The sequence below is a fragment of the Hufsiella arboris genome, assembly GCF_009834875.1.
GTDB classification, from domain to species: domain Bacteria; phylum Bacteroidota; class Bacteroidia; order Sphingobacteriales; family Sphingobacteriaceae; genus Hufsiella_A; species Hufsiella_A arboris.
Genome location: NZ_WVHT01000002.1, coordinates 451,330 through 467,731, shown reverse-complemented (window position 1 = coordinate 467,731; position 16,402 = coordinate 451,330). Strand labels below are relative to the sequence as shown.

Below are 16,402 nucleotides of genomic sequence, written 5' to 3'. Positions count from 1 at the left end.
CCGCGCCACTAGATCAAAATTTCTTAATTTTGGCCCATGGCCAGAGAGATACTTGAAACCAAGCGAAAAGCATTAAAGATAAATTTAGATTACGCCATCTACGGAACATTTGCAGAGATCGGCGCCGGGCAGGAAGTTGCAAGAAACTTTTTTACCGCCGGCGCAGCGTCCGGAACTGTTGCCAAAACCATGTCGGCATACGATATGGCATTCAGTAATTCTATCTACGGAGAGGAAGATTCCGGAAGATATGTTAGCGAGTCAAGGCTCGAAAAAATGCTTGCGCATGAATACAACCTGCTTACAGAACGTCTAGTGGCAGAAAAATACCGTGGGCGAACATTTTTCTCCTTTGCCAATACGGTAACAACTATTAATTTCAGCAAGACAAATGATCCGCATGGGTGGCTCGGAATACGTTTCCAGGTTACACCGGGTGGAAATTTTAATGATATCGTTTTCCATGTACGTTTACTCGACAGCGACGCAAGTTTGCAGCAGCAGGTTTTAGGTATTTTAGGCGTCAATCTCGTTTATGCCGCATTTTATCATAACAATGATGTGCAAACGATGATCGAATCGCTGGTTGATAATCTTTCTGTCGGTTCGGTTGAAATTGATTTGATCAGCCTGAATGGCGAGCTGTTTAAAACCGCGAACGACCGCCTGGTAAATCTTTACCTGCTGGCTAAAGGATTTTCAGCCGCTGCTATTTTCGACAAAGATGGCAACGCCAAACAACCGAAAGATTTGCTTTATAAAAAGGATATTATGATCCTTCGAACGAAGTACAGGCAAAAATCAACCCCAAACTTCGATCTCTTTAACCGGGCTGTTGAGCAGTTTAAACAATGCCAGGACGTACACGAGGAAAACCTCGTCGTACTGATCGAGGTTTTAATGGCGAACATGCTGGGCGAAAATCAGCAGCTTAACACGGATGACCTGCTTTTATTCGCGAAGCGGGCTGAGGAACTAAGTGCAACCGGCAATAACGTAATTGTAACTAATTTTTCCAGGAATCATAAACTCGCGCAGTATTTATCCCGTTGTAAGCCTCATAGTGTTGGAATTTCTACCAACGTGGCAAATTTGAAGCGGATTTTTGATTCAAACAGTTTTACCGAGAATTACACCGATGAATTGCTGGCTTATGTGAGCGACCTTTTCAGCAAAAACGTAAAGCTTTATGCCTACCCTTACCTTGACAAAAAAAATAATCAAATCGTCACCACACGTAATATGCCCGTTTCTGCCGAAGCCAAACCGCTTTATGATTTCCTGATCTTGAATAATTACATTTCCGATATCGAAGATTTCGATACACGCGATGTTAAAACCGTTTAAATAAATAGTGGTTATTCAATATCAAGTGTTTAAATGATAAGTTCAACAAAGAAAATTTATAAAAAAGTTGTTGCGTCGCTGTTACTTCTTACAGTTGAATCTTTGCTTTCACTTTTACTGTTTGGGCTTGCTATCATAGGTTTTCTTTATATCGTTGACTATATTTTTGTCGATAATAATCACCTTTTCGACGAACAGGCGTTCAGTTATACCCGCACATTAGTTTCGCCGCGAAACAACAACCTGATGGTTGCGATATCCTTTTTGGGTGACTACCAGTTTCTGATAGCGGCCAACTTGTTGCTCATGTGTTTCTTTTTATTTGTAAGGAAGCACCGGTGGTATTCAATCCGTGTTCCGGCAATAGCGCTAAGCAGCGTATTGATGATGTTGGTTTTGAAAAAAATCTTTAATCGTCACCGGCCACTGACACCACTTCTCGATCCGGCACGCGGTTTAAGTTTTCCGAGCGGACACGCTATGAGCAGTGTTACGTTTTACGGCCTCATCATATTTTTCATCTGGAACACAGGCTTAAAAAAACCAATTCGCATCGGTCTTATTTTTTTATTGACGTTATTGATTTTATCCATAGGCTTCAGCAGAATTTATCTCCAGGTGCATTACGCTACCGACGTGATCGCCGGGTTTTGCATGGGTACGATCTGGTTAATTATTTCAATTACCACATTAACGCAGATTGAAAAATTCAGCAAAAAGAAAGCAGCTAAATCCAGTGATTTACAAACGGACAGCCAGGTAAGTAACTAGCTTAAAAAAAGAAAGGGCTCCGTTGCCGGAACCCAATCAACCTAAACCAAAACTAATGAACCTATTTTACAGATATTTCTCTGTTAACGATCTTTGCTTCTTCTTTTTTCGCAACGTTGATTTTTAAAACGCCGTTGTTGTATTCTGCTTCGATATTAGCATGATCGGCTGTTTCAGGTAATGTAAACGAGCGAACGAAGGAAGAGTAGCTATACTCTTTGCGGTTATATTTTTTGTTTTCGTCGGTGCTTTCTGATTTAGTTTCCGCTGAAATCGTTAAAACATCTTTTTCAAGATTTAATTTGAAATCCTCTTTACTTAAACCAGGAGCAGCTAATTCAATGTGATAATGATTTTCCGTTTCGGCGATGTTCACCGCTGGAACACGAGAAACCAATCTGTCTGAAACATATGCATCGTTAAAAAAAGATCCGAAAACATCGTTTAAAAAAGGGCTCACCGAAGCTCCTTTATTTCCATTGGCAAATTTTACAAGTGTCATAAACTATTTCTTTTTAAATTGTTATTTACTGTGTTTGGAATGTATTATTCAAACCACATTCCAATTGCCAATTAAACCTTCAAAACACCAGCAATAAGACATTTTGTCTTTTATAATTATTTTACTACGCCATTTTGTCGCAAATGAATCTTAAGAATTTTAACTTCAAAACACTAATACCTATTCGCTTTTGCGATATGGATGCGTTCGGACATGTAAACAACGCTCTGTATTTAACTTATTTTGAAATAGCCCGTTCCAGTTACTGGAAAGAAGTAGTGCGCTGGGATTGGAGTAAATTATCCGTGGTGATCGGTAAAGCCGAAGTCAATTACCTTGTGCCTTTAAAATACGGCGACGTTTTGTATGCATATGTTCGCACTTCCCGCACAGGAAAAAGCAGCTTTGACCTGGAATATGTGCTGGCTGTAGCAAAGAAAGATTCAGAAGAGATTGTCGCCACCGGAAAAACCGTTTGTATTGCTTATGATCATTCGATCGGCAAGAGTGTGCCTATCCCAGATTATCAGCTGGCAAAAATGAAAGATTTCGAAATGCTGGTCACATAACCTCAAACGAAGCAACGCCGGGCATCACGAGCATTAACTCGTTCATGTGATTTATCAGCTTTCTTTTTCCGCGAACGTCAAGCACAACGATCAATTGACTTTCGGTTCGATAAACGAGTTTTTTTTCGGACCGGAGATGATGTTTCTTCATTTCGTTCTGAATGAAATCAAGATGCCGTACTTCCAGATCTTTAAACTGAATTATAAATTCGCGCTTGTGGCTATAATCGTCAATCGCTTTTTCAAGCAGGTGAAAAACAGATAATACGGTCACAGTTATAACCGCTAAAAGCAAGGCGAAGAAATAGTAATGTGTGCCGGCCATGATACCAATAGCGGCCGATATCCATATCACGGCCGCGGTTGTTAAACCTCGCACCCAAATTTTTTCCTTGAAAATCACACCTGCGCCGATAAAGCCTATGCCGGTAACAATGTTAGACGCAACCCGGTCATTTGTCCCACTGCGAAAATGCCAGGATACAAGCGTAAATATAGTGGCGCCCAGGCTGATGAGCATAATAGTTCTCAGGCCGGCCGCCTTATTCCGGTATTCACGCTCAAAGCCGATCATTGCCCCGCAAAGCAGTGATACGCAGACCGATATCAATTCATCGCTATGTAAGGTAAAATCGAGCACTTTTCATTTTTAATAAATGAATTTAGAAAATCTTACCGGGATTCAGAATTCCGTTGGGATCAAAAACTGATTTGATGCCACGCATAATTCCGAGGTTAACATCGGAATACTTTACCGGCATATAATCCTTCTGTACCAATCCGATCCCGTGTTCACCGGAAATCGTGCCGCCAAGTTTAACCGTTAATTCAAAAATCTCGCGGATGCCGTCTTTTAATTTAGTGTTCCAATCTTCATCAGTCATGCCGCCTTTAATAATATTGACGTGCAGGTTTCCATCGCCGGCATGCCCATAACAAATCGATTGAAAACCATAAGCATTGCCGATCGCCTTGATTCCGTTGATCAATTGAGGTAAAGCTGCTCTTGGTACTACCGTATCCTCCTCTTTGTAAACCGAATTCGATTTAACAGAAACAGCCATAGTGCGCCTGATTCGCCATAGCTCTTCTTTTTGCGATGATGTATCTGCAAAGAGTACGTCCATGCAATTATTTGCCTCAAGTACCTCATTCACTTTTTCAGCATCATTGAACAAAATATCAAGATTATTGCCGTCCAGTTCAATAAGCAGGAAGGCGTCAATTCCGTCCTTCAATTCAAACTGAATATGATCGTATTCAATCACCCATTCCACGCCGCGCCTTTCCATAAATTCAAGAGTAGAAGGAATTACACCGGCACGAAAGATTGCGGACACCGCTGCACATGCATCCTCATTCGTTGCAAAAGAAGCCAGCATCAAAACATCCTGTGTCGGCTTTGGAATAAGTTTAACGACAATCTTCGTCACAATTCCTAAAGTTCCTTCCGAGCCAATGATCAATTGTGTAAGGTTATAGCCTGAGGCGTATTTCAGCGTATTGGCGCCAGTCCAAATGATCTCACCGTTAGGAAGCACAATTTCTAGATTCAGTACATATTCACGGATCGTACCGTATTTTACAACTCTCGGTCCGCCTGAACCATGTGAGATGTTACCGCCGATAAAGCAACTTCCCTTGCTTGCGGGATCAACCGGGTATAACAGGCCTTTTTCGGCAGCAGAATCGATAAACACTTCTGTAATAACTCCGGGTTCCAGCGTTGCCTGGAGGTTTTGTTCGTCTATATCCAGGATCTTATTGAATCGCTCCATCGAGATCAGCAAACCACCAAAAACAGGAAGTGCACCACCGCTCAAACCTGTGCCCGCACCTCTTGGAGTTACAGGAATCCGGTGTTCATTACAAAGTTTAAGAAGTTGTGAAACCTGAATAGAATCAGCCGGCTTGGCTACAAGCTCGGGTTTATATCGAAGATCTTCTGTTTCATCATGAGAGTAGTTTTCAAGATTATCGTCGTCGCGAAATAAAAAGTCTTTCCCTGTTATCTTTTCAAACTGCTGAAATAATTCGTCGGTAATTTTGTTAAAAGGCATCTTATCTTTTATAGGTTAGTTCAACCAGCGAATTGCCGATATCGCCGGCCATGGGTAAATTAGTTTTACGAATGGAAACACGGATAAAGTCTACTGCTAAAAACTCGCGGTGTATGTCATCCAAAATAGCATAGGCAACAGTTTCAAGCAGTTTTTTCGTCTGCTTCATCCGATCATTAGCTATTTCAAATAAACGTTCGTAATTAACGGTCGATGATAAGTCCTCAGAACTGTTAGTAAAGATATCCTGTTCAGTTTCAAGCGTTAATACGAATTCATTTCCAGTCAATTGTTCCTCGGGATAAAAACCGTGATAGGCAAAAAAACGTACGTTTTCTAAAGCGACTTTCTGGCGGAATGCTCCCATGAAGGCAAATATAAGACTTGCTTATAATTTGATTCGAAAAGCAGAAACTAATTACGAAAACAACTGTAACTAATATAATCACTAACCCCTAATAAAATGAAAACAAGTATTAAAATTATGTCAGCAGCCCTTGCTGTAACGTACCTCGCCTGCCTGTCTTCTGCTTATGCTATGCCTGTAAATCCTTCAACCGCAAGGCAGGATACAACCAAAAGCAAAATGAAGATGGATCATCAGATGAAAGATTGTGTAATGATGGAAGATGGAAAAATGATGCTGATGAAAGACGGCAAAACGATGGAAATGACAAAAGACATGGCCCTGAAAAACGGAACCATGATCATGACCGACGGAACAGTTAAATCTAAGTCCGGTAAATCAATGAAGCTAAAGAATGGCGAGTCTGTGGATATGAATGGAAAAATGATGCCGATGCATAAAATGTAATCGCTTATAAACGCAGACAGTGTTCGAACGCTGCCTGCGTTTTATTACTTGTTTTTCCAAACAGGTTTTCTTTTTTCTTCGAACGCCTTTAGTCCTTCCGCAAAATCTTCTGACAAACGGATTTTATCCAGCTCACCAGCCAGAAATTTAAACTTTTCTTCCTCCGGAACAGCACGAAGCCAATTGTAAGCTTCGAGACCTTTGTGTATAGCTAGTGGTGCATTTTCCATCAGCTTAGCAGATAAACTTCTCGCCATATCTGTTACATCGCCATCACTCACATGACTTATCAAGCCGAGTTGATGTGCTTCCGGCGCCGAAATGGTTTTTGCAAGAAGGCAAAGTTCCAGTACTTTTCTAGCCGGCATGATAGGAAGTAACGCTCCCATAACCTGCATGGGGAAAAGGCCGCGCTGCACTTCCGTTAAAGAAAAATCCACCTCGCGGGACGCTACCGCGAATGTACATCCCGCAACAATCAGAAAACCACCAGCATAAACATTGCCTTCCACGCAAGCGATTGACGGTTTCGTAAATGATCGAAAAATGTCGCCTAAATTCGGGTCGTTTTCAGCAACAGGAAGTGACGGATTCAGTTGATCCAAGTCAGGATTTTTAAACACTTTCAAGTCCATTCCGGCACAGAAAACCGGGCCTTCAGCCTTTATAATAACGTTCCATATGTCGCTGTTTCGTTGAGCATATTCCAGCGCAAAAGCCAGTTCCCTTATCATTGTCGGTGTAAAAGCGTTGCGTTTTTCCGGACGGTTTAGTGTGATCTCTAATAATTTATCTGCAAGTTCTGTTTTGATGAGCGATAACGAGACGTCTTCGAATCGATCAAGGTCTTCGGGTTTAAAATACATAGTCAGTGGTCAGAAATTAACTGTTTAAATGATTGAATCTGCTGCTGAAGTTGCTCAGTACGGATCCCTGTCGGGATACTCTTTTCATCAAAGAAACTGAGCAAATTTTCAGTAGCCATATTACCTACCAATTCGTCAGCAGCCATCGGGCATCCCCCAAATCCCAGCACCGCGCTGTCGAAACGCCGGCATCCGGCATTCCATGCCGATTCAATCTTCTCCTTCCAATTATCAGGCCTGGTATGGAAATGAGCGCCAAATTCGAGTCCCGGATGTTCAGTTAACAGGTTAGTAAATAAATAACTTATCGTTTCGGGTTCGGCAACGCCAACGGTATCAGCCAGGGAAAAGGTTCTAATCTCAAGTTTTTCCAGTTCGCCCATCCATTTTAACGCAACATCTGCGTTCCAATCGTCGCCATAGGGATTGCCAAACGCCATCGAAATATAGATAACGAGTTCTTTTTCATATTTGTGGCAGAGCTCCGCGATGACTTTAACGCGTTCAACAGATTCTTTTATTGTCGCGTTAGTATTCCGAAGCTGAAATGTCTCGGAAATCGAAAACGGATATCCAAGGCAGCTAACCTGGTAGAATTTGCAAGCCTCGGTTGCTCCCCGCTCGTTGGCTATAATAGCTAACAGTTTTGATTTTGTCGAACTGGTATCAAGCAGTTCCAAAACTTCTTTTGTATCAGCCATTTGAGGAATCGCTTTTGGCGAAACAAAACTTCCAAAATCAATTGTATCAAAACCGACACCTAAAAGCTCATTGATATATCGTACTTTCTTTTCAGTTGGAATAAATGGATTGATTCCCTGGATGGCGTCCCGGGGGCACTCGATGAGTTTTATCACGCTTTAGCTTCCTTTAAAATTTCCCTGGAAATTACGATTTTTTGAATTTCGGTGGTGCCCTCGCCTATTGTGCACAATTTCACATCGCGGTAGAATTTCTCGGCAGGATAATCCTTGGTAAAACCATAACCGCCATGAATCTGAACAGATTCATTAGCAACCTCAACAGCGATTTCCGAAGCGTAATATTTGGCCATTGCAGACACTTTCGTAACCTTTTGGCCCTGATCTTTTAACGAGCCGGCTTTCATAATTAGTAATTCTGCCGTTTCAATTTTAGTTGCCATTTCCGCCAGTTTAAAACCTATTGCCTGAAATTGCGCGATTGGTTTACCGAATTGTTCACGTTGCTGAGCATAATCTAGAGCCGCTTTATACGCACCTTTTGCAATTCCAAGCGCTAAAGTTGCGATGGAAATCCGGCCGCCGTCTAGCACTCCCAGCGATTGTTTAAAACCCTCGCCGACTTTACCTAAAACATTTTCGTTCGGTACGCGGCAGTTATCAAAAAACAAACAAGCGGTTTCCGAGGCACGCATTCCCATCTTATTTTCCTTTTTCCCGGCGGTAAATCCCGGGGTTCCTTTTTCAATTATAAAGGCAGTGGTACTATTTGATTCGCCTACAGCGCCTGTTCGCGCGATAACAACTGATACATCGCCGCTGATGGCGTGTGTGATAAAATTCTTTGATCCGTTCAGGATCCAGTCATTTCCATCGCGAACCGCCACCGTTTGCATGGCACCAGCATCCGAACCAGTGTTTGTTTCAGTTAAACCCCAGGCGCCGATCCACTTTCCACTTGCCAGTAACGGCAGGTATTTTGATTTTTGATCTTCATTGCCGAACAGTAAAATGTGATTGGTACATAGAGAGTTATGTGCCGCTAAAGAAAGCCCGATTGAGCCGCAAACCTGCGATATCTCATCCAGTACAGCGATATAAGCTTCATAATTCAACCCAGATCCGCCATAGGACTCAGGAACCAGAACACCCATAAAGCCCTGGTCTCCCATCTGTCGGAATATTTCTACAGGAAAAGTTTGCGACTCATCCCATTCCATCACGTGTGGCTTGATATACATTTGTGCAAAATCACTGGCGCTGCGCCTGATCAGATCTAAATCTTCGATCTGCGCATTTAAATTTTCGTTCATATTGGTTATAATTGGTTTTTAATAAACAACTAATAATAAATTTAGTTGGAGGGCGCAAATTTCAAATCTATCATTAGTTTTGAGATTCCTTATTAACTAACCAATTTTCCTTCCAAATGCAGCAACTACTTCAGGAACTCGAAGAAAGATACCAGGCCGTACAATTAGGTGGCGGAGTTGAAAAAATCAAGTCCCATCATAAAAAGAACAAGCTTACCGCCAGGGAACGAATTGATCATTTGTTAGATGAAGATACCGATGCCCTGGAAGTTGGTGCTTTTGCAGGAGATAATCTGTACGACGAATCCTGCCCGGGCGGAGGAGTGGTAGTGGTACTTGGATATGTTTCGAAACGGCTTTGCGTTGTTGTTTCCAACGATGCCACGGTGAAAGCCGGCGCCTGGTTTCCAATCACCGCGAAGAAAATCTTAAGGGCGCAGGAAATCGCGATGGAAAATAAAATTCCGGTGATTTACCTGGTTGATAGCGCAGGCGTTTATCTACCTATGCAGGAAGATGTTTTTCCCGACAAGGAACATTTTGGAAGGATTTTCCGGAACAATGCACATATGTCTTCTGAAGGCATTTTACAGGTTTCCGCCATTATGGGAAGCTGTGTTGCGGGCGGCGCTTACCTGCCGATTATGTCGGATTATGCCTTGATTGTTGAAGGAACCGGCTCTGTTTTTCTGGCAGGATCTTATTTAGTAAAATCAGCAATTGGTGAAGATGTAGATAACGAAACGCTGGGTGGGGCTTCCACTCATTGTGAGATTTCCGGAGTTACGGATAATAAGTTTCCGGATGATCAGTCATGTATAGAGGCGATAAGGAAAATCATCGATAAAACCGGGCACGCTTTAAAAGCCGGGTTTGATCGTATTGAGCCAGCTTCTCCGCAGAAAAACGAGGAAGAGATACATACGCTGTTACCGGAAGACCGAACTAAGCCCTATAATATGCTCGAAGTTATCGAGCGGCTGGTTGATAACTCTGAATTCGAGCAGTATAAAGAACTCTATGGTCAAACGTTGCTTTGCGGATTCGCCCGCATCGATGGCTGGTCGGTGGGAATTGTTGCCAATCAACGTAAAGTGGTGAAATCAAAAAGCGGCGAAATGCAGATGGGCGGCGTTATTTACTCCGATTCAGCGGATAAAGCAGCGCGTTTTATCATGAACTGCAACCAGCAAAAAATACCGCTCGTGTTCCTGCAGGATGTTTCCGGCTTTATGGTCGGCAGCCGCTCGGAACATGGGGGAATAATAAAAGATGGCGCCAAAATGGTATCGGCAATGGCCAATTCGGTGGTTCCCAAGTTTACGTTCATCGTCGGCAACTCATATGGTGCTGGTAATTATGCCATGTGCGGTAAAGCTTATGATCCCCGGTTAATTTATTCCTGGGTAACCGGAAGAATGGCGGTGATGAGCGGTTCTGCCGCCGGCAAAACGTTGCTTCAAATCCAGGAAGCAACTTTAAAGGCGAAGGGAATTGAGATTTCGCCTGAAGAGGAAAAAGCATTGCTTGATAACATCACAAAAAAATATGATGAACAGCTGAGTCCTTACTACGCCGCTGCACGGTTATGGGTTGATGGTGTGATTGATCCGCTGGAAACACGAAAAATCATTTCGATGGGAATTGAAGCGGCTAATCACGCGCCGATGACAAAGCGGTATAATGTGGGTGTGATACAGACGTAGGATTTAAGGTTAAAAAAAGAAGTTGAGACTTAGCGGGTTAGAAATAAAGATTGATATTAGGTTAATGTTTTTAGGTTTTGGATTTTCGAGAGCTTTAGTTGAATCGGGAAACTATTGTTGAAATTGATTGGAAAGCAATAGCAGTTTTCCATAGAACTGATAGTCCCGTCTTCCGCTTTTACTCCTCGCTCATCCGCACCGGCCAGGCTTCGCTGCGGGGTAACCGCTTCAACCGGGTTTAAAAATATTCTGTCCATCTTACTATTGACTGCGTAATCCAATGCCTAGTTTCTGATATGAGTTTTAGAAATATGCTTATGAAATTAATTTCGAAATTATCATTTGTCTTACTTCTTTTTTGCGGAAGTGAAATTGACGCACAGACGTTACGAACGGATTCCCTTCCCTCCTGGGCATTTGGCGGCTTTGTCCGGCCGAAGGATCTTAACCCCATAATCTCTCCAAATGAAAATTCGAGGTTTCCGGATCCGATTCAGAATAAGCTGGTAGACTGGGAATCGAATGACACATTTAACCCGGGAGCTACCAAAAAAGGAAAAGAAGTTGTGTTGCTTTACCGTGCCGAAGACAAGTTTGGAATTGGAATTGGATTCAGGACATCGAGACTTGGTTATGCTTCAAGTCGCGACGGGCTTCATTTTAAAAGAAGAAAACATCCGGTATTGTTCCCTTCAAACGATGATCAAAAGCAATTTGAATGGCCTGGCGGCTGCGAAGATCCTCGTGTTGCAGTCACGGAAGACGGAACTTACGTGGTTTTCTACACACAATGGAACCGGGATCTGCCACGGCTGGGCGTCGCCACTTCAAAAAACTTAAAAAAATGGACGAAACATGGGCCTATCTTCCAGGATGCGTACGACAACAAATTCTTTCATATTGCAAATAAATCGGCATCTATCCTCACCCAAATTAAAAACGGCAAACAGGTTATCGCCAAAGTGAACGGCAAATACTGGCTTTACTGGGGCGAGCTTCATGTGTTTGCTGCTACATCGGAAAATCTGGTCGACTGGCAACCATTGGTTGACAAAAACCAAAAATTGGTTGAACTTATTTCCCCACGAAAAGGCTATTTTGATAGCGAACTAACTGAATGCGGCCCACCGGCCTTGCTTACAGACAAAGGTATTTTATTATTCTACAACGGAAAAAATAAGGCTGGAGCTGACGGTGATCCGCGATTTAACGCCAACACGTATTGCGCGGGCCAGGTTTTGTTCGATAAAAACGATCCTACGAAAGCAATCGCGCGTCTTGATGTTCCTTTTTTGCGGCCGATGGAGCCGTTTGAGAAAAGCGGGCAATATATCAATGGAACCGTTTTTATACAGGGTATGGCCTATCTTAAAAATAAGTGGTTTTTATATTACGGCTGCGCTGATTCAAGGGTTGCCGTTGCAGTTTATGATCCCGCAAACCGCTCATTGCCCGACCCGATTCCGGTTAAATAATTCTTCTAAATTTGGAACTGAATTCAAAGGCTTACCAATGCAAAAATCTTCAAAACAAGACCAATACGAATCCCCGGATTATTACCTGCTCGACGAATTGCTTTCCGAGGAACATAAACTGATTCGTTCGACGGTTCGGCAATGGGTAAAAAAGGAATTAAGCCCGGTTATTGAAGATTTCGCTCAGCGCGCCGAATTTCCAAAACACCTGGTTAAGGGCCTTGCCGAAATTGGCGCTTTCGGACCGACGATTCCGGAAGAATACGGTGGTGCCGGTTTGGATTACATCTCATATGGCATCATCATGCAAGAGCTGGAACGCGGAGATTCGGGCATCCGCTCAACTGCTTCTGTCCAGGGATCGCTGGTGATGTACCCGATTTTTGCATTTGGAAGCGAAGAGCAGAAGAAGAAATATCTTCCAAAGTTGGCTTCAGGAGAATTCATGGGTTGCTTTGGTTTAACAGAGCCGGATTTCGGAAGTAATCCATCAGGCATGGTTACCAATTTTAAAGATGCCGGCGACCACGTTATTTTGAATGGCGCCAAAATGTGGATCTCTAATGCTCCTTTCGCGGATATCGCCGTTGTTTGGGGCAAGGATGAAAACGGCGATGTTCACGGATTGATCTTAGAACGAGGCATGGAAGGGTTTTTAACCCCTGAAACGCATGGTAAATGGAGTTTACGTGCCTCAGCAACCGGCGAGTTGGTTTTTGATAATGTGAGAGTTCCGAAGGAGAATATTCTTCCCAATGTTAAAGGAATGAAAGGCCCGTTAGGCTGTCTGAACCAGGCACGGTTTGGAATTTCATGGGGAGCACTAGGCGCTGCGATGGATTGTTACGACACTGCTTTACGCTATTCCAAAGAGCGTATTCAGTTTGATAAGCCTATCGGCGGTTTCCAGCTGCAACAAAAAAAGCTGGCGGAGATGATCACGGAAATCACAAAAGGACAATTACTTGTCTGGCGCCTGGGAACCCTTAAAAATGAAAACCGTGCAACTCCTGCCCAAATATCTATGGCAAAACGGAACAGCGTGGAAACGGCGCAAATCATTGCCCGTGACGCCCGGCAAATGTTAGGCGGAATGGGCATTACGGGCGAATACTCCATTATGCGCCATATGATGAACCTGGAATCAGTTGTTACTTACGAAGGAACACATGACATTCATTTGCTGATTACCGGCATGGATGTGACAGGGTTGAATGCGTTTAAGTAAAGACCAAGTATAGTATTATTGTTGAGAACACGAATACCGGGCAAGAAACAGATTTTAAGAGAATAATTTTTAGAAAAGCAAGGTTTAGCTTTCATCGGTTAATTCGACCCTGCTTTCCATTACAAGTCCGCACTCGTACCTCGTTTGCGGGCTTTCCATTTCAATCAGGTTTAAAATCGGCGGGATAACTAAGCTATTTACGTTATGTCGCGATTCCTTTTGTATACAATCCTTACATTTTAAACCCGGGCAAAGCGGATACCGGCCAATGTGGCTAATGCCTGTGCAGTATGAGCGGAGCACGGGAACAACCGTCCATATGAAAAACTATCATTGCTTTTCCATCAATAATTATTCAACTAAACTTCATTTTTTTGTTCTCGCTTTTACTATCAGAAAAATCGCGATAAACTGCCATTGCTTTTCAAAACCTAAATTTCAGACTCTAATGATATTTCCTCTTGTTCCCTTCTAATTAGACAAAATACTAACTACTCTTTCCGAACACCTCCAAATCCAACTTTTTCCGCATCTTTTTGACAGGTTTGTCTGCTGGTTCCTCATCGCCAAGCAGCATGCCCCAGGGTTTCAAGGTATCGATCCGATCAAAAATCACCTTCATGATGGCGATATACGGAATACAAAGAAACATACCCGGAATACCCCACATCATTTCACCGACCACAATTCCAAGCATAACGATCAGTGCATTTAGCTTCACCTTGCTGCCAACAATCAGCGGCATAAGGACATTGCCATCCAGCGCGTGAATACAAACCATCGCAATAGCGACAATTAGTGCCTTGCCTGCAGAAACTGTGGCAAAGGTTATAAGTACACTGATCAGCAAAGCGGTGAAGATTCCTATGTACGGAACAATATTGAAAATTGCAGTTACCAAACCAAGCAGGATCGCATACTTCACTCCTAAAATGGCTAGCACCGTGCAGGTTATAATGGCGATGACACACATTTGCAAAAACAACCCTAAAATGTATCGCTTAATGATATACTTAATTTGTTCAGATATTTCGTGAATGGTTTCTTTATGCTGACTATGGAAAACTCCTACGATGAAACTGAAAAGCAAGCGCCGGTTCAGCAACATAAAAAAGGTAAACAGCAATACGAACGCATAAAAAAGAAATGTGCTTGATACCGTTAAAAGCGTGACACCAACAACGGAAACCGTCGAACTAAGCATTTTTGACGTTCCCTCGTCAATATAGGACATTTGTTTATCAGCATTTATTTTAAAGGTTCGCTCCACCCAAATATGTAATTCACTAATCGCTTTGCCAACTTGCTTTTGAAGAACCGGCCAGTCGTTTACCAGGTTACTTAGCTGTGAACCAAGAAAATAAAGAATTAATCCAACGATGATCATTAGCACTAAAATTGATGCCAACGACGATATAGCTCGCGAAAACTTCCATTTCCGTTCAAAAAAATCGGCGACGGGAATTAGCAGAATAGCGAAAAGAAACGCAAACATGAGCGGAGAAATTATTTCCTTGCCAATAATAGCGAGATAGCCTAACGCAATCAGGCTAACCAGGATATACATTAACCGGCTATAGAAAGGAGTTTGTGATCGTTCCATATATTAAGGATACATCGAAGCTGTTAGTAAAGTTTGCGGCTCTTCTAACTTAAGAGATTTTATCTATTTTGCCGCAAATAACTATGATGAAGTTTTGCCTGGCCGCCTGCTTCCTGCTTTCAGGAACGCTTTCTTTTGCTCAACATGTAAAAATTAATGATACACACATCCGTTATTCCGGAAGAATTGGAATGAAAAAAGAGTTTGCTGAATTTTACTGGTCGGGCTCTTCAGCCACGCTGCGTTTTAAAGGGACCGGAGTTAGCGCGGACTTAAAAGATGAGCGTGCCGACAATTATTTTTACGTAGTTATTGACCGGGACAGCACCTATAAACTTAAGGTAGACTCTGTAAAAAAAACCTATCAGCTTGCCGCCGATCTTCCGAAAGGAAATCACCAGGTCGAGTTGTTCAAAATAACAGAATATGATCGCGAACGACCAGATTTTATGGCTTCAAGCTAAATTCAGGAAGCAAACTCAAAAATCCTCCAACCGCTGCTAAACACCGGATCGAATTTTATGGAAACTCAATTACCTGCGGCTACAGCGTCGAAGATACCTCCGACAAAGATTCCCCGGCAAGCCAGTATGAAAATCATTATTTAAGCTACGCCGCGTTAACTGCCCGGCATTTCAACGCAAATTATAACTGCATCGCTAAAAGCGGTATCGGAATTTTGATCAGCTGGTTTCCGTATGTAATGCCGGATGTTTATGACCGGCTTGATCCGAATGATCCCAAAAGCAAGTGGGACTTTTCAAAATTCAGTCCCGAAATTGTCGTGATTAACCTATTCCAGAATGATTCGTGGCTAACCAAACGCCCGGAACATGTAGAGTTTAAACGGTTGTTCGGCACTATACCGCCTACTGAGGACAAAATTGTCAGTTCTTACTTGTCGTTTCTAAAATCAATTCGGGAAAAATATCCCAAAGCGAAGATCATTTGCGCTTTAGGCAATATGGATGCAACAAAAGAAGGTTCACCATGGCCGGGATACATCAGCAAAGCGGTCTCACAGTTGGACGACCAAGCTGTATACACCTACTTTTTCCCGTATAAAAACACAGCCGGACATCCAAAAATAAATGAGCAAAAAGTAATGTCTAACCAATTAATTCAGTTCATTGAAGAAAAATTCAAGTGGTAACTGTAAAACAATTTCAGTCATTTTTCTTTTATGTGAAAAAACTTTTATGATATGAACAGAACCGTTGGCTTAATATTAATTGTACTTGGCGTTGTCATGCTTATCTGGACAGGCTTCACTTATACCAAGAAAGAAAAAATCATCGATGCCGGACCGATACAGGTATCAGCAGATAAACAGAAAACCGTAAACTGGCCTCCGTATGTTGGCGGGCTGCTGCTTGTTGGCGGAATTGTTGTTTTAGCTACTTCAAAGAAAAGCTAGAATTAAATTTCAATCGTTTGCCGTCCTGAG

The 16,402-nt window shown here is 42.6% G+C and carries 19 protein-coding genes; 10 read left to right on the top strand and 9 right to left on the bottom strand.

What is annotated here, in order from left to right:
- Positions 1 to 36 precede the first annotated feature (36 nt).
- Both GS399_RS05780 and GS399_RS05775 read left to right on the top strand, forming a co-directional pair.
- Complete coding sequence (locus GS399_RS05780; protein WP_160843647.1) at positions 37 to 1,347, top strand: nicotinamide mononucleotide adenylyltransferase; 1,311 nt, start codon at positions 37 to 39, stop codon at positions 1,345 to 1,347.
- 33 nt (positions 1,348 to 1,380) lie between these two features.
- A complete protein-coding gene (locus GS399_RS05775; RefSeq protein WP_160843646.1) occupies positions 1,381 to 2,118 on the top strand; it encodes a phosphatase PAP2 family protein in 738 nt (245 codons plus the stop codon).
- A 61-nt stretch (positions 2,119 to 2,179) separates the two neighbouring features.
- On the opposite strand, the gene GS399_RS05770 is transcribed toward GS399_RS05775, so the two are convergent.
- Positions 2,180 to 2,620, bottom strand: coding sequence for an Hsp20/alpha crystallin family protein (locus GS399_RS05770; RefSeq protein WP_160843645.1), 441 nt, complete (start codon positions 2,618 to 2,620; stop codon positions 2,180 to 2,182).
- Positions 2,621 to 2,763: 143 nt separating this feature from the next.
- Here GS399_RS05770 and GS399_RS05765 point away from each other — a divergent pair, with 143 nt between their 5' ends.
- On the top strand, positions 2,764 to 3,189 hold the full coding sequence (locus GS399_RS05765) for an acyl-CoA thioesterase (RefSeq protein WP_160843644.1): 426 nt from the start codon (positions 2,764 to 2,766) through the stop codon (positions 3,187 to 3,189).
- On the opposite strand, the gene GS399_RS05760 is transcribed toward GS399_RS05765, so the two are convergent.
- The 3 genes from GS399_RS05760 to folB are packed head-to-tail and all read right to left on the bottom strand — an operon-like array spanning position 3,182 to position 5,616.
- Positions 3,182 to 3,829, bottom strand: coding sequence for an MgtC/SapB family protein (locus GS399_RS05760; RefSeq protein WP_160843643.1), 648 nt, complete (start codon positions 3,827 to 3,829; stop codon positions 3,182 to 3,184). The two genes, GS399_RS05765 and GS399_RS05760, sit on opposite strands and share 8 nt — an antisense overlap.
- 22 nt (positions 3,830 to 3,851) lie before the next feature.
- Entirely contained in the window at positions 3,852 to 5,249 is a 1,398-nt protein-coding gene (locus GS399_RS05755; RefSeq protein ID WP_160843642.1) for an FAD-binding oxidoreductase, read from the bottom strand.
- 1 nt (position 5,250) lies between these two features.
- Complete coding sequence (gene folB / locus GS399_RS05750) at positions 5,251 to 5,616, bottom strand: dihydroneopterin aldolase (RefSeq protein ID WP_160843641.1); 366 nt, start codon at positions 5,614 to 5,616, stop codon at positions 5,251 to 5,253.
- 96 nt (positions 5,617 to 5,712) lie between these two features.
- On the opposite strand from folB, the gene GS399_RS05745 reads away from it, so the two are divergent.
- The gene (locus GS399_RS05745) at positions 5,713 to 6,063 is read left to right on the top strand and encodes a DUF6799 domain-containing protein (RefSeq protein WP_237487873.1); all 351 of its coding nucleotides are present in this window, start codon (positions 5,713 to 5,715) and stop codon (positions 6,061 to 6,063) included.
- Positions 6,064 to 6,107: 44 nt separating this feature from the next.
- Here the strand turns inward: GS399_RS05745 and GS399_RS05740 are convergent, their stop codons facing one another.
- Genes GS399_RS05740 through GS399_RS05730 form a run of 3 tightly spaced genes read right to left on the bottom strand, consistent with a single transcriptional unit; the run spans position 6,108 to position 8,943 of the window.
- The gene (locus GS399_RS05740) at positions 6,108 to 6,929 is read right to left on the bottom strand and encodes an enoyl-CoA hydratase/isomerase family protein (protein WP_160843639.1); all 822 of its coding nucleotides are present in this window, start codon (positions 6,927 to 6,929) and stop codon (positions 6,108 to 6,110) included.
- Positions 6,930 to 6,931: 2 nt separating this feature from the next.
- Positions 6,932 to 7,786, bottom strand: a complete 855-nt coding sequence (locus GS399_RS05735; protein ID WP_369410101.1) for a hydroxymethylglutaryl-CoA lyase — start codon at positions 7,784 to 7,786, stop codon at positions 6,932 to 6,934.
- Positions 7,783 to 8,943, bottom strand: a complete 1,161-nt coding sequence (locus GS399_RS05730) for an acyl-CoA dehydrogenase family protein (protein ID WP_160843638.1) — start codon at positions 8,941 to 8,943, stop codon at positions 7,783 to 7,785. Before GS399_RS05730 ends, GS399_RS05735 begins: the two co-directional genes overlap by 4 nt.
- A gap of 116 nt (positions 8,944 to 9,059) precedes the next feature.
- Between GS399_RS05730 and GS399_RS05725 the strand changes: the two genes are divergently transcribed.
- Positions 9,060 to 10,649, top strand: a complete 1,590-nt coding sequence (locus GS399_RS05725; RefSeq protein ID WP_160843637.1) for an acyl-CoA carboxylase subunit beta — start codon at positions 9,060 to 9,062, stop codon at positions 10,647 to 10,649.
- A 56-nt stretch (positions 10,650 to 10,705) separates the two neighbouring features.
- Here GS399_RS05725 and GS399_RS05720 read toward each other — a convergent pair whose 3' ends face one another.
- On the bottom strand, positions 10,706 to 10,906 hold the full coding sequence (locus GS399_RS05720) for a hypothetical protein (RefSeq protein ID WP_160843636.1): 201 nt from the start codon (positions 10,904 to 10,906) through the stop codon (positions 10,706 to 10,708).
- Between the two features lie 60 nt (positions 10,907 to 10,966).
- On the opposite strand from GS399_RS05720, the gene GS399_RS05715 reads away from it, so the two are divergent.
- Together GS399_RS05715 and GS399_RS05710 are read left to right on the top strand one after the other, a co-directional pair.
- Entirely contained in the window at positions 10,967 to 12,124 is a 1,158-nt protein-coding gene (locus GS399_RS05715) for a beta-1,2-mannosidase (protein ID WP_202409383.1), read from the top strand.
- A gap of 37 nt (positions 12,125 to 12,161) precedes the next feature.
- Entirely contained in the window at positions 12,162 to 13,352 is a 1,191-nt protein-coding gene (locus tag GS399_RS05710) for an acyl-CoA dehydrogenase family protein (protein WP_160843635.1), read from the top strand.
- A 487-nt stretch (positions 13,353 to 13,839) separates the two neighbouring features.
- Here GS399_RS05710 and GS399_RS05705 read toward each other — a convergent pair whose 3' ends face one another.
- Positions 13,840 to 14,955: an AI-2E family transporter gene (locus GS399_RS05705; RefSeq protein ID WP_160843634.1), complete on the bottom strand. Its 1,116-nt coding sequence runs from the start codon at positions 14,953 to 14,955 to the stop codon at positions 13,840 to 13,842.
- 83 nt (positions 14,956 to 15,038) lie between these two features.
- Between GS399_RS05705 and GS399_RS05700 the strand changes: the two genes are divergently transcribed.
- The 3 genes from GS399_RS05700 to GS399_RS05690 are packed head-to-tail and all read left to right on the top strand — an operon-like array spanning position 15,039 to position 16,372.
- Positions 15,039 to 15,419 (top strand): hypothetical protein, encoded by a 381-nt coding sequence (locus GS399_RS05700; protein WP_160843633.1) that lies wholly within the window; start codon positions 15,039 to 15,041, stop codon positions 15,417 to 15,419.
- A gap of 47 nt (positions 15,420 to 15,466) precedes the next feature.
- Entirely contained in the window at positions 15,467 to 16,108 is a 642-nt protein-coding gene (locus GS399_RS05695) for a GDSL-type esterase/lipase family protein (protein ID WP_160843884.1), read from the top strand.
- Positions 16,109 to 16,159: 51 nt separating this feature from the next.
- On the top strand, positions 16,160 to 16,372 hold the full coding sequence (locus GS399_RS05690) for a hypothetical protein (RefSeq protein WP_160843632.1): 213 nt from the start codon (positions 16,160 to 16,162) through the stop codon (positions 16,370 to 16,372).
- Positions 16,373 to 16,402 lie beyond the last annotated feature (30 nt).

Excerpts from the sequence above, each read along its gene's own strand:
- GS399_RS05780 (WP_160843647.1), top strand. The coding sequence starts at position 37 with ATGGCCAGAGAGATACTTGAAACCAAGCGAAAAGCATTAAAGATAAAT.
- GS399_RS05775 (WP_160843646.1), top strand. The coding sequence starts at position 1,381 with ATGATAAGTTCAACAAAGAAAATTTATAAAAAAGTTGTTGCGTCGCTG.
- GS399_RS05770 (WP_160843645.1), bottom strand. The coding sequence starts at position 2,620 with ATGACACTTGTAAAATTTGCCAATGGAAATAAAGGAGCTTCGGTGAGC.
- GS399_RS05765 (WP_160843644.1), top strand. The coding sequence starts at position 2,764 with ATGAATCTTAAGAATTTTAACTTCAAAACACTAATACCTATTCGCTTT.
- GS399_RS05755 (WP_160843642.1), bottom strand. The coding sequence starts at position 5,249 with ATGCCTTTTAACAAAATTACCGACGAATTATTTCAGCAGTTTGAAAAG.
- folB (WP_160843641.1), bottom strand. The coding sequence starts at position 5,616 with ATGGGAGCATTCCGCCAGAAAGTCGCTTTAGAAAACGTACGTTTTTTT.
- GS399_RS05745 (WP_237487873.1), top strand. The coding sequence starts at position 5,713 with ATGAAAACAAGTATTAAAATTATGTCAGCAGCCCTTGCTGTAACGTAC.
- GS399_RS05740 (WP_160843639.1), bottom strand. The coding sequence starts at position 6,929 with ATGTATTTTAAACCCGAAGACCTTGATCGATTCGAAGACGTCTCGTTA.
- GS399_RS05730 (WP_160843638.1), bottom strand. The coding sequence starts at position 8,943 with ATGAACGAAAATTTAAATGCGCAGATCGAAGATTTAGATCTGATCAGG.
- GS399_RS05725 (WP_160843637.1), top strand. The coding sequence starts at position 9,060 with ATGCAGCAACTACTTCAGGAACTCGAAGAAAGATACCAGGCCGTACAA.
- GS399_RS05720 (WP_160843636.1), bottom strand. The coding sequence starts at position 10,906 with ATGGACAGAATATTTTTAAACCCGGTTGAAGCGGTTACCCCGCAGCGA.
- GS399_RS05715 (WP_202409383.1), top strand. The coding sequence starts at position 10,967 with ATGAAATTAATTTCGAAATTATCATTTGTCTTACTTCTTTTTTGCGGA.
- GS399_RS05710 (WP_160843635.1), top strand. The coding sequence starts at position 12,162 with ATGCAAAAATCTTCAAAACAAGACCAATACGAATCCCCGGATTATTAC.
- GS399_RS05705 (WP_160843634.1), bottom strand. The coding sequence starts at position 14,955 with ATGGAACGATCACAAACTCCTTTCTATAGCCGGTTAATGTATATCCTG.
- GS399_RS05700 (WP_160843633.1), top strand. The coding sequence starts at position 15,039 with ATGATGAAGTTTTGCCTGGCCGCCTGCTTCCTGCTTTCAGGAACGCTT.
- GS399_RS05690 (WP_160843632.1), top strand. The coding sequence starts at position 16,160 with ATGAACAGAACCGTTGGCTTAATATTAATTGTACTTGGCGTTGTCATG.